Here is a 12643-nt window from a genome sequence, read left to right as displayed (position 1 = left end):
AATGACAGCTGATTCAACATACCACCTTAAAGTTTTTCAAACAGCAGATGAACTGTGCAAAGCAGCTGCTGAGTTTTTTATTGACATTAGTAGAAAATCCATAGCTGCAAGAGGCAGATTTGTTGTTTCACTTTCAGGCGGAACTACACCACAAGGATTGTATTCGCTTTTATCGGAATCTCCATTTCGTGAGCAAGTGGAATGGGAAAAAACAGTTGTCTTTTGGGGTGATGAGCGATGTGTGTCTTTGAATGATACGCAGAATAATGCGCATCAGGCAAAAATAACTCTTCTTGATAAAATTGATATTCCAAAAGCGAACATTTATGCCATACCTGTGAATTTATCTCCTGAAGAAGCGGCAATTAACTATGAAAAAGAAGTAAACTGTTTTTTTGGAAAAGAAACCCCTCGATTTGATCTCATGCTGCTGGGACTTGGAGAGAACGGACATACAGCTTCCCTCTTTCCCGGAACAAATGTTATTTATGAACAAACCGTAGGTATAAGGGCAGTGTATGTTGAAGAAGAAAAAATGTTTCGTATCACGATGACTGCACCATTGATTAACCAGTCGGGTGCAATTCTTTTTTTAGTAAATGGAGAAAATAAAGCGGTGATCTTAAAAGAAGTTTTAACTGCTGCTTATCGCCCGGATAAAATTCCTGCGCACCTTATCCAACCTGTGAATGGTGAATTATACTGGTTTGTTGATCGTGCTTCGGCATCATTAATTACGATCAAAAACTAGATTACGAGGACGAAATGCTGTTTTATTTTTGACCGTTCTCCAGTGCAGTAATTTTTTTAAGACGACGAATATGTCTTTTTTCTTTACTAAATTTTGCTGAAAGAAATATGGAAGTTAATTCCCATGCAAGTGATTGATCAATCACCCTTCCTCCCAAACAAATCATATTCATATCATCGTCTTCAACTCCCTGATGTGCGGAAAACTTCTCATGAATCAGGCATGCTCTTACTCCTGCTATTTTGTTTGCAGCAACACAAGCACCAACGCCACTTCCGCAAATCGCAATTCCACGGGTAACACTTCCCTCAGCTATTGCTCGTGCGAGTGGTATAATGTAGTCTGGATAATCATCATTGGGTTGCATTTGGATGTTGCCAAAATCCCTAACTTCATATCCTGTATCAAGTAAAATTTTCTTTAAATATTGTTTCAATTCAAATCCTGCGTGATCTGAAGCAACGCCAATTTGTTTCTGATTGTAAGATGATTTTGAATCTGTCTTAATCATGATTGTTCTTTTTTAATAAAGCAATTGCGCAATCACAAATATGTTCAACTGTAAATCCGTATTCATGCATCATTACTCCTCCAGGAGCAGATGCACCAAATGAGTTAATGCCAATTACTTCTCCACAATCCCCAACGTAACGATGCCAACCTTGTGATACACCTGCTTCAACAGAAATTCTTGTTTTAACTGATGGAAGAAAAACTGAATCCTTGTATTCTTGTTTTTGTGTTTCAAATAATTCCCAACTCGGCATTGAAACAAGACGAACCAAAATATTATGTTCGATTAATTTTTGTTTTGCTTTTACTATCAGGTCCACTTCAGATCCGCTCGCAATTAAAATAATTTCCGGATTTGCATCCGCCACATCCGACAAAATGTATGCACCAAAACGAAGTCCTTCCGCTGAAGCAAACTTCGTTCTGTCCAGAGTTGGTAAATCCTGGCGAGATAAAATCAATGCCACCGGAGCTTTGCGAGATTCAATTGCTATACGCCATGCCATTGCAGTTTCATTGGCATCATTCGGACGAATAACAATCAGGTTCGGAATAGCTCTTAGACTTGCAAGATGTTCAATCGGCTGATGTGTTGGTCCATCTTCGCCCATGGCTATACTATCATGTGTGAAAACATAAATTAAGTTTAATTCCATTAATGCAGCGAGACGAATTGCAGGACGCATATAATCTGAAAAGGTAAGGAAAGTTGAACAGAATGGAATAAGGCCACCATGCGCTGCCATACCATTTGAAATAGAAGCCATTCCATGTTCACGAACTCCAAATTGTAAATTACGTCCGGCATAACTCCAGCCACCTTCGGCCGATCCTTGCAAATCACCCACCGCCATGGACGGGTTTTCAAAATTTCCGACATTTTTTAATTCCGTATGTGTGGAAGAATTTAGGTCGGCAGATCCACCAATAAAACCGGGAATCATTTCAAAGAAAGCCTGCATGATTTTTCCCGAAGCAACACGAGATGCAATTCCTTTTTCATCCGCAGGGAATTCAGGAATATTCGCATCCCAATTAATTGATAGTTTCCCGTGGATGAGACCAAGAAGTTCTGATGCAGATTCCGGATGTTCTTTTTCATACAATGAAAATTTATTTTCCCATTTCGTTTCCAATTGTTTGCCTAACTCAACCGCTTTACGAAAATTCTTCAATGCTTCTTCTGGAATAAGAAAGGCGGGTTCGACTTGCCATCCAAGTTTTTCCTTTGTTAGTTTAACTTCCTCTATTCCTAAAGGAGAACCGTGAGCTGCACAAGTATCCTGCTTATTCGGTGAACCATAACCAATATGCGTTCGAATGAAGATTATTGATGGACGTTCCGTCTCTTTTTGAGCCGCAACAATGGCATTGCTGATGGCTTCCAAATCATTTCCATCTTCAACAGATTGTGTATGCCATGCGTACGCTTCAAATCGTTGCGCCTGATTTTCAGTAAATGTTACAGGGGTTGCTGATGCAAGTGTGATGTGATTACTATCATAGAGATAAATCAATTTGCTTAGTTTTAAATGTCCTGCAAGTGAAGCAGCTTCCGAAGCTACTCCTTCCATCAAATCTCCATCGCTTAAAAGTACATAGGTATAATGATTAATGATTTCAAATCCTGGTTTATTATAACGCGCGGCTAGATACGCTTCAGCAATGGCCATACCCACACCATTTGCAAACCCTTGTCCAAGCGGACCCGTTGTGGTTTCAACACCTGGCGTTAAACCTCTTTCAGGATGTCCTGGAGCTTTACTTCCCCATTGCCGAAACAATTTTATTTCTTCCAGCGGCAAATTATAACCGGTGAGATGTAATAAACTGTATAATAACATTGAACCATGACCGGCTGATAATACAAATCGGTCGCGGTCAAACCAATGTGGATTTGTCGGATTGTGCTTGAGAAATCTGGTCCAAAGAGTATATGCCATAGGGGCGGCACCCAAAGGCAAACCGGGGTGACCACTGTTTGCTTTTTGTACGGCGTCAACCGACAAAAAACGAATCGTGTTGATGCACTGTTGATCCAACTTTTCGGATGAAGGTGTAGGCTTCGTTGGTGTTTCCATAGTATTGTATAATTAATAATAGTTACGCAATATCCACTCGCCTTTCATATGGAAGGGGATTCATATTGGAAAGCTATTGTCATTATCAGTTTTGTTTTTATTTCGGCTGTCATTGAGTTGGGAGTCAAGCTTAATGGCGGCGCTAATCAACCCCAAATGCGTAAAGGCTTGAGGGAAATTACCCAAATGTTCGCCTTCAAAACCGAGCTGCTCAGCATACAAGCCTAAATGATTAGCGTAACCAAGCATCTTCTCAAAATAAAACCTTGATTTCTCTAGCTGTCCTGAGCCCGCCAGGCACTCTACATACCAAAAAGTGCACATTGAAAATGTTCCCTCTCGACTTAAAAAGCCATCATTGGCTGCTGTTTCAGGTTTGTACCGATAAACCAACGAATCGGAAATCAGCTCTTTTTCAATCTTTTTTAGGCTTGACAACCAACGTGGATCATTGGGACTGATAATTCGCATTAAGGGCATTAATAATGAAGACGCATCTACGTTGCTTGCTCCTTTATATTGTACAAAGGCTTTTTGTTCTTCATTCCAGAAATCATTAAAGATATTGTTATGTATTTGGTCGCGTGACTTAATCCAGTTTTCATTAAGCGGGAAGGAGCGTTGATCGGCTATTTTAATGGCTCGATCAAAGGCTACCCAACACATAAGTCTGGAGTAGAGAAAATCTTTTCTCCCTCCACGGACTTCCCAAATTCCTTCATCAGCTTGTTGCCAGTTTTGAGCTAACCAGTCTACTTGTTTTTCTAAATTCTTCCAAAAATCATAAGAAATTGGTTCACCATATTTATTGTACAAATAAACAGCATCTAATAATTCTCCGTAAATATCAAGTTGCAGTTGACTATACGCATCATTACCAATTCTTACGGGCTTGGATTGTTTATAACCTTCGAAATGATCAAGATTCTTTTCCTCCAATGGGCAGGTTCCATCAATTGAATACATGAGTCCTAATTGATTTTGTTCCTTTATATCAGTACAAAGTTTATCGATCCAATGCATAAACGCTCCTGCTTCTTTAGTGTAGCCGAGCCTAATAAAAGCGTATATAGTAAATGAAGCATCTCTTATCCAGGTATATCGGTAATCCCAATTTCTTCTTCCTCCAACTGTTTCCGGAAGACCAAATGTGGGGGCTGCCAGAATTGAACCATATTGAAATGAGGTAAGCAATTTTAAAACCAAAGCGGATCGATTCACAATCTCTCTCCAGCGTCCGTTGTAATTGGATTGAGCCACCCATCCTTTCCAATAGTTAATGGTTTTGAACAGTGACTCAGTTATAAATTCTTTAAAAAGCCTTTCATAATCATGTTCTTTGTCAATATGCTCTAGCAGGAAATCGGCTGTTTCATTCGCTTTTAAGGTGAAGCCAACAATAGCGTTGTTGTTTTCAATAAAAATTGGGATGGAACTTCTAAGCCTGATTGCCATTGAAATAATGCCAATACTTTTAAAAATGATTTCGTTGGGAGAGACCTGTTCTGTAGTATGTTTATCTAAACCATAATTAAACCTAGGCATGCAGCGCATTTGGTATTGTACTTCTCCTCGAATGGTTGTTACTCTTCTTACTAATTGTTTTCCATCGCACAATTCTTCTACCGGCATAAAATCAGTAATCTCACCTACACCATCTGTTGATAAAAAACGAGTGAGCAGCACATTGGTGTCTGGTAAATAAAGCTGCTTCATCTTCATTTCAGCAAATTGAGGTGTGATTACAAACTGCCCACCTTTATGTTCATCCAATAAAGCCGCAAATATGGAGGGAGAGTCAAAATTAGGAAAGCACATAAAATCTACAGACCCGTTTAAGTTGATCAACGCAACAGTATTTAGGTCACCCACAATTCCATAATTTTCAATAGGTTGATAGGCCATGTTAGCAGGTTTGTAATTGAAATTTTACTTAAGTAACATCTTTTTCAATAGAATGTGTTAAGGATTTCATCTGTCCAGCTCACAGGTATCACAATTTCTGCAATTGTAAAGAGTATTGATCTCGAATCGGAGTTTCAAGGCAGTTAAAAAAATAGGTTACTTTAATTCCCATAAGTCCTTCTGATTGTTGAGAAATTCAATTGATAATCAGTAATTTGTAACGATAAAAATAGAGAGTACGGCATGGTTTTAGGTATAATTTACGTATGTCTTCCTTATCTTTCAAACGAAGTTTATCATTTTAACCAAAAGGCATTTAAAGCCCATTATATCCTGCAGAAACACGAGAAAATAAATTAGGAGTGCCCCCCTCTACTGTTTTTTTTAAATATCATTTTCAAGGCTGATTTTTACGTAGTCAAGACCCAAGGAAAGGGAACCGGTTACATAAAAATGCTGTTTCAGGACGAGTGTATACGTATACCCTATACTCGGCCCAAACTCATAGAAACGCATAAGTCGATTGTTTTCAATTCCGGCTGATCCGGAGTTAAATGCAGGAATAATAGTACTGTCTCCTTTTAATTTACCAAAATACGTTTGGCCGCCTAAAAGCAGTGTTCCGCTTGATTTCTTTTGCCAGTCATTTTGGACACAAGCAGCCGGGTACGAAAAGGGTGCGTTTATTCCGCCATTCCTTTCCGTTTTGCTAGGCATCGGAATTTACGCTCTAACCTTTAAATCTCAACCTTTAGTATTAACCTTTAATGGTTTTAATAATACTGCAACGATTCAGACTCCATGCTAGTCAAAAATACGTTTGGTTGCAGTGCTGTACTAGGTAGGCATAAGCGAAAATCTCTATTCATTCAGCCCTTTACAGGTTCGACCTTAGATCGCAAGAAGCAAGAGAAAAAAGAGCCTAAAAAGGAGATCATAAAAGAGCCCATTGAGAAAAAAGAAGCAGAACCTAGAGTTATGTCTTCTCGAACTAAAAGCAAGATTCGAAAGAAACTGTTTGCATTGGCTCAACTCTACAAACGGCTAACCTTTGTCACCCTAACTTTTGTAAATAAAGTGGATGACAGAACAGGGGTTACAATTCTTCGCAGGTTTCTTGATAACATGAAGAAACGTAGTAAAGACTTTCAATATCTCTGGGTTGCTGAACGTCAAAACAAGAATACTGTGTTCGAAGGAAACATTCATTTCCACTTAATAACCAAAAAGCATTGGAATATTGAAAAAACATGGAAATATTGGCTAGAGCTTCAAGCCAAACATGGGGTTACGCCCAGAGATGAAAACTACAAGCCCTCGTCTGCTTTTGATGTTAAATCCATATCAACTAAGAACCCTAAACAAGTCGGGACTTATCTGACGAAATACATAACTAAAAATTCTGAGGGATTTGATTGCCAAGTCTGGAATTGCTCTAAAAAGATTTCAGCCCTCTATACGGACTTCTATTCAGATTACAGCTTTTGGGAAAACATCTATAAAGTCAAAAAAGATGAGATCAAAGAGATAGCACTAGAGTATTGTAATCTCCACATCATCCCATTGGATAAAACCACTATTCGGTTTTACGACCGATTAGGTAGAAAAAATAAAACTGTAATACAAAATTTAAACTAATTCAATTATGTCTATCAATAATAAAAAAATGAAAGCAATGCAGAATCTTCTGAAAGCTCATATGAACACTTGTTCAAGCTGCCAAGGCCAAAGAACAACTTATCAACTTAACGAATTACCAGAGCCTCATAAAGCAAGATGGAAAGAATTTCCTATGCTGATTGACCTAGATTATTTGCTTTACTGTAAAAGCTGTGATGAAGTATCAGCGATTCTTAAATAGAATTTGATAATCCTATTTCTGAAGAACCCAATACTTTGAAAGGAGTATCGGGTTCTTTTTTTTAGGAGATCAAAAAAAATGTATTGATTATATATTCTCGTTTAGCAAAGCCAGTATATCTGTTTTTAACTCAGGCATACCAGGAAACTTGGCATCCTCATCTCTAATCCTACCCTGTTTATCGATTAATAAATAATGCGGAATACCCGTGATTTTGAATTTGGCAGCTAGCTCATTGTATTCATTATTGTTTAACAGGTAATGCTCGCCTTGAATATTAAGTTCAGCAATTAGGGATTTCCATTTTTTTTCTTCCGACTGGTTTCCCAGGTAAAGAAACACCACATCTTTGTCTTTCAATTCATGATGTAATTTATTAGAATTTGGCATTTCTTCACGACAGGGACCGCACCAGGTTGCCCAGAAATCAATATAAATTACCTTGCCTTTATATTTTTCAATCAGGTTTTTCAAGATGCCCTCCGCAAAAGAGGGATGGTTGAGGTTTTCTAACCCCGCTTTATATTCGGCTAAAATTTTATGTTTGATTTTTTCATCTTTAACCAATTTTTGAAATAGTTCCATCTGATAAGCAATCTTATCACTTTGCTTGTTTTTTATATTGTGGTACAAATAATTAGCCATTAATACGTCCCTTAAATAACCCGATGTTTTTGTTAAGGCATCAAATGGGGGAGAGATCGTAAGCAGCCCTTTGTTTTTTTCGAATACGTTTTTTACTATCAACGTATCTTTGGAAGCAAGATTTATACTGTCATTTTTTCTAAACTTTAACAATGTCGCTTTCTCTTCATCGCTAAGGTTTTTGGCCAAGTCCAGCACCCGATCAATTAAAACGTGGAAATCTGGAGCCGGAGCATTGTTCCTGCCTTCCAGAATTACTTTTATCATGATATGATTTCCGTAATCATGCAAGTATTCACCATAAGAAGTGCTAATTGCAGCCTCAGGGTTATTCAGTTTAAACCGTTCAAAAAAATCAAAGTAATCAGATCGGGGATCAATTTCCGGCTCATGCTCCCACCTGTAGCTCATTAAATCAGCGGCACATTGATATTCTAAAAAATACTTAGCCCATTGCTTAAATTGAGGTGTAGTTTTATATTCTTTCACAAACTGATTGTAAAAAGAAGTTTGTTCCGCCAACATATTATACCTGTATTTTTTAAACACGGCGGCAGAACTGTCTTTTCGACAACTTTGAAAAACTGTCATATTGACTCCCACGTATTCAGTGAACTTCCTATAAAAAGGAGTAAGCACTTTATTTGTTTGGGCCCCATCTCCACTAAACTCAAGACTGTTTTCTGCATTCTTCGCATCCATGGATACAAATACTTTATCGCCCGGATTCACTAATAAAGAAATAGGATAGTCAAGAATACATCTAAAAAAGATGTGTTGAGGAGAGTCTTTTGGAAACGATATTTTAAAAGTTCCATCCGGATTAATTTTTGAACCGTATAAAATCACGTTATCTAAAACAATATCTTTTACATAAATCTGGATGATATTATCTTCTTTATACTTTTCAAAATTTCTGATTTTTCCTGAAATGGTTACGCTGTCTTGTGCAACAGCAGTCAGTGGAAATAACAGCCAAAGGCTAAAAAGTTGAAACAGTTTTTTCATAATGTTTAGGTCAAAAGTCCCTCATAGATGATTTGAAGAGCTTTTTGCGAAAATGCAATTATTTTAGTTAGAAAAGTTTCTTAATGATTAAAAATATTGCAACTGACAGATTTGGTGGAGTGGTAGCATAATAACCATAGAGGTGATACCAGCGTGGAATTCAAACCGTTACAAATCTTAGTTTGATATGTTCATTATTCGTCCCCCATGTAGTCTCCTAGGAAAAACAAAACCCTGCAATTGTTTGAATTACAGGGTTTTAAGGTGTTTTTTAGTAGTCCCAGCAGGATTCGAACCTGCGACCGACGGTTTAGAAAACCGTTGCTCTATCCAACTGAGCTATGGAACCCTCAATGGTATTGAGAGCGCAAAGAAACAAAATATACTTAAATAATACAAAAGCCTAACCGCTTTTTTTATGTAGCTGACAAGGTTCTTTGTGCAATAGGCTGAATATCAGTCGGGCTATTTTTTGCTTGCATTAATTTTGTTTTGCTCTATAAACATCCCATTTGGTTGTTTTGTACGAATTTGAGCTAAAGTAATTAAGGATATGTACAAATTCAGGTGCTTTAATGTATCCGGGAACAGCCGTTATTAGTTTAAGTTGCTCATCCATAAATACAGTGTTAGGAAACGACAGTTCTCCCTGAAGCAATTGTACCGCTAAATCATTACAGCGATATTCAGGTTTAAACTCGTAGGTTTTGCCTAAAAACCTGATCGAATTTTGATTTTCAGCATTTAGCTTAACGGCATAAAAATCACGGTTGATAATTTCAATAATTTTAGGATCCCTATACGTTTCTTTATCCATCACTTTGCACCAACCGCACCAATCTGTATAAATATCAATCACTAGTTTTTTAGGAATCTTTTGATTCAAAATCTCAGCTTGTTCTATAGTTAGCCAATTTATTGATGCGGTTTTATTTTGTCTTTCTCTCGAAAAAGAAGTTAAAAGGAGGATAATAGCCACACAAACCGTGTTTAATTGATGTTTTGACATTATCTTATTTTTTTTAAATTATACTTTTATATCGTTCAAATCTTGCTTATATTTGTAGTGCCCACCCAGGGCATGTTTTTCATAGGTAGATGTGGGGTCGGTTAAGAAATTAATCGACCCTTTTTTTTATGCTACATTTAAGCAAGACTTTCATTTAATCCAAGTAAAATTGAACATGAAACATAAGATAGTTGTTGCAGTTACCGGCGCTAGCGGTTCTGTGTATGCCAAGGTTTTGTTCGACAAGCTTTTGCAGTTACAATCTCAAATTGAAACTGTAGGTGTGGTAATGTCGGATAATGCAAAACAAGTTTGGCAATATGAGCTTGAAAACAGCAACTATGAAAACTATCCGTTTACGTTTTATAATAAGAACGATTTCATGGCACCTTTTGCTTCAGGATCAGCAAAATTTAATACCATGATAATCATGCCATGTTCAATGGGCACAATGGGGCGTATAGCCTGTGGAATTTCAAATGATTTAATTACGCGCGCAGCTGATGTGATGTTGAAAGAACGAAGAAAACTTATTCTGGCTGTTCGTGATACCCCATACAATTTGATTCATATTAATAATATGAAAACGATAACCGAAGCAGGCGGTATCGTTTGTCCGGCAACACCTTCATTTTATAATAAACCCCAAACTATTGAAGATGTGGCTGCAACCGTTGTAAACCGAGTGGTTGACTTGGCAGGTTTGGAAGGGAATTCTTATCGATGGGGAGAAGAGGAGGGATAAACGGTTTTAAGGATAAAGGTTAAAGATTTCAAGTGTTTTTTACTTTGATTTTTTTCCACTAGCTCATCCTGTTAACCTTCAACCTACTAACTTTTTAACTTACAACTAAAAACCCTTACCTTTGCGCCCTTATGAAGGCTCCTCAAAAAGTTAGTTTTTATACCTTAGGCTGTAAATTAAATTACTCCGAAACTTCCACTATAGGTCGGTTATTTACTCAAAATGGATATCAAATAGTCGATTTTCAGGAGGGTGCGGATATCTATGTAATTAATACCTGCTCGGTAACCGAAAATGCGGATAAGAAATGTAAAAAGGTGGTGAAAGAAGCCTTGAAACATTCTCCGAATGCTTATATAACCATTATTGGTTGTTATGCTCAGCTTAAGCCTGCAGAAATTGCCGAAATTCCCGGAGTTGATATGGTGTTAGGTGCGGCAGAAAAATTCAGATTACTGGAATTTATCACTGATCTAACTAAAAAACCTAAGGCTGAAATTCATAATAAGCCCATTGAACAGGCCAATGCTTTTGTTTCTTCCTATTCTTACGGCGATCGTACTCGTACATTTTTAAAAGTACAAGATGGCTGCGATTATTCCTGTTCATTTTGTACAATTCCATTAGCCCGAGGCGCAAGCAGAAGCGATACTGTTGAAAATATTGTTCGTTCTGCTGCCGAAATCGCAGCATCAGGCGTAAAGGAAATTGTACTTACCGGAGTAAATATCGGTGATTATGGCAAAGGTGAATTTGGCAATAAGAAGCACGAAAATACCTTCCTGGAATTAGTACAAGCTTTGGATCAGGTAGAAGGTATTGATCGTATCCGTATCTCTTCAATCGAACCGAATTTGTTGACCAATGAGATCATTGAGTTCGTATCGAAGTCAAAACGTTTCGTGCCTCATTTTCATATTCCTTTGCAATCAGGAACCAATAAGATATTATCCTTAATGCGTCGCCGGTATAAACGCGAATTATATGCCGAACGTGTTGCCAAAATCAAAGAGTTAATGCCTGATTGTTGTATTGGTGTGGATGTTATTGTTGGTTTTCCAGGTGAAACAAAAGAGGATTTTCTGGAAACTTATAACTTCTTGAATGATCTGGATATTTCATATTTACATGTGTTTACCTATTCTGAACGTGAAAATACACCGGCCGCAAGTTTTGATGGAGTGGTAGGCGGTTCAGAACGAGCTGACAGAAGTAAAATGCTTCATATTCTTTCTGAAAAGAAAAGAAGGTACTTTTATGAGCAACATCTGAATAAAAATCAGGAAGTACTGTTTGAAGCCGATAGTAAAGAAGGAATTATGAATGGTTTTACACGTAATTATATAAAAGTGTCAGCCAAATATGATCCGGTATTGGTTAATGAATTGCGTCAGGTAAAACTCACTGAAATTAATGATGAGGGCGACGTTAATATCACTGAAGCAGAAGAAGTGCTTTCTCATTAATATTAAATGCATAATTGTTTATAAATAAATTGATTAATGTCAGACTGAATTTTGGTCTGACATTTCTTTTTAACATTTACTTACCCAAAATAAATCAATTTTCATGTCACATTTGAACAGACGAAGCCGGGCTCTGGCGGTATCGAAAAAAGCATTTGATCATAAAGTTGTACGCTTTATTATTTCCGGTGGAACCGCCACCATGGTTGATATTGTGGTTTACTTTCTTACTTATAACTACCTGCTTTACAAACAGCCTGTTCAGTTTTTAGGTTCAGTTATCAGTTCACACATGGCTGCGTTGTGCATATCCTTCAGCGCCGGTTTTATTACCAATTTTTTAATCAGCAAATATTTTGTTTTTACCGGCTCGGATTTGCGAACACGACACCAGTTTTTTAGATACATGATGGTTTCATCTGTGAATTTTTCAGCTAATTACTTTCTGCTTAAACTTTTTGTCGATTTCCTGCATTTATTTCCAACTCCGGCGAGAGCCTTGTCGGCAGTTTTGGTGGCTGGAGTAAGTTTCTTTTTAAATAAATATTTCGCATTTAGAGTGAAACAATAGAGAGTCGCAAATATCCATTACCCGTAGTACGATTTGATAGTAAAGCATTGATTTGTTGCAAAATGCACTTCCATTACGCTCAGCGTGA

The 12643-nt window shown here is 37.5% G+C and carries 12 protein-coding genes and 1 tRNA gene; 6 read left to right on the top strand and 7 right to left on the bottom strand.

The window, feature by feature from the left end; translation table 11 throughout:
• Position 1: 1 nt before the first annotated feature.
• On the top strand, positions 2-751 hold the full coding sequence (pgl, locus tag FN756_RS12915; RefSeq protein WP_185955285.1) for a 6-phosphogluconolactonase: 750 nt from the start codon (positions 2-4) through the stop codon (positions 749-751).
• Between the two features lie 22 nt (positions 752-773).
• Here the strand turns inward: pgl and FN756_RS12910 are convergent, their stop codons facing one another.
• The 4 genes from FN756_RS12910 to FN756_RS12895 all read right to left on the bottom strand — a co-directional run bounded on the left by FN756_RS12910 (position 774) and on the right by FN756_RS12895 (position 5967).
• Positions 774-1262, bottom strand: a complete 489-nt coding sequence (locus tag FN756_RS12910) for an RpiB/LacA/LacB family sugar-phosphate isomerase (protein ID WP_142604526.1) — start codon at positions 1260-1262, stop codon at positions 774-776.
• Positions 1255-3345: a transketolase gene (gene tkt, locus FN756_RS12905; protein ID WP_142604525.1), complete on the bottom strand. Its 2091-nt coding sequence runs from the start codon at positions 3343-3345 to the stop codon at positions 1255-1257. Before tkt ends, FN756_RS12910 begins: the two co-directional genes overlap by 8 nt.
• 60 nt (positions 3346-3405) lie before the next feature.
• Positions 3406-5250 (bottom strand): glycoside hydrolase family 15 protein, encoded by a 1845-nt coding sequence (locus tag FN756_RS12900; protein WP_142604524.1) that lies wholly within the window; start codon positions 5248-5250, stop codon positions 3406-3408.
• A 384-nt stretch (positions 5251-5634) separates the two neighbouring features.
• The gene (locus tag FN756_RS12895; protein ID WP_142604523.1) at positions 5635-5967 is read right to left on the bottom strand and encodes a DUF4421 family protein; all 333 of its coding nucleotides are present in this window, start codon (positions 5965-5967) and stop codon (positions 5635-5637) included.
• Positions 5968-6051: 84 nt separating this feature from the next.
• On the opposite strand from FN756_RS12895, the gene FN756_RS12890 reads away from it, so the two are divergent.
• Positions 6052-6888: a rolling circle replication-associated protein gene (locus FN756_RS12890; protein WP_142604522.1), complete on the top strand. Its 837-nt coding sequence runs from the start codon at positions 6052-6054 to the stop codon at positions 6886-6888.
• 7 nt (positions 6889-6895) lie between these two features.
• Positions 6896-7111: a hypothetical protein gene (locus FN756_RS12885; RefSeq protein ID WP_142604521.1), complete on the top strand. Its 216-nt coding sequence runs from the start codon at positions 6896-6898 to the stop codon at positions 7109-7111.
• Between the two features lie 87 nt (positions 7112-7198).
• Here FN756_RS12885 and FN756_RS12880 read toward each other — a convergent pair whose 3' ends face one another.
• The 3 genes from FN756_RS12880 to FN756_RS12870 form a co-directional block, all read right to left on the bottom strand.
• On the bottom strand, positions 7199-8764 hold the full coding sequence (locus tag FN756_RS12880; protein WP_142604520.1) for a TlpA family protein disulfide reductase: 1566 nt from the start codon (positions 8762-8764) through the stop codon (positions 7199-7201).
• Positions 8765-9039: 275 nt separating this feature from the next.
• Positions 9040-9113: transfer RNA gene (locus FN756_RS12875), tRNA-Arg, on the bottom strand.
• Positions 9114-9245: 132 nt separating this feature from the next.
• Positions 9246-9773 (bottom strand): thioredoxin family protein, encoded by a 528-nt coding sequence (locus tag FN756_RS12870; RefSeq protein WP_142604519.1) that lies wholly within the window; start codon positions 9771-9773, stop codon positions 9246-9248.
• 175 nt (positions 9774-9948) lie between these two features.
• Between FN756_RS12870 and FN756_RS12865 the strand changes: the two genes are divergently transcribed.
• From FN756_RS12865 to FN756_RS12855, 3 genes are all read left to right on the top strand, one after another.
• Entirely contained in the window at positions 9949-10518 is a 570-nt protein-coding gene (locus FN756_RS12865; protein WP_185955284.1) for a UbiX family flavin prenyltransferase, read from the top strand.
• Positions 10519-10649: 131 nt separating this feature from the next.
• Positions 10650-11984 (top strand): tRNA (N(6)-L-threonylcarbamoyladenosine(37)-C(2))-methylthiotransferase MtaB, encoded by a 1335-nt coding sequence (gene mtaB / locus FN756_RS12860; RefSeq protein ID WP_142604517.1) that lies wholly within the window; start codon positions 10650-10652, stop codon positions 11982-11984.
• 103 nt (positions 11985-12087) lie between these two features.
• Positions 12088-12555, top strand: a complete 468-nt coding sequence (locus FN756_RS12855) for a GtrA family protein (RefSeq protein WP_142604516.1) — start codon at positions 12088-12090, stop codon at positions 12553-12555.
• Positions 12556-12643 lie beyond the last annotated feature (88 nt).

The sequence above is a fragment of the Solitalea koreensis genome (genome assembly GCF_900182575.1).
Classification (GTDB): domain Bacteria; phylum Bacteroidota; class Bacteroidia; order Sphingobacteriales; family Sphingobacteriaceae; genus Solitalea; species Solitalea koreensis.
Note: the sequence above shows the minus strand (reverse complement) of the source record. Positions and strands in the feature narration are given on the sequence as shown.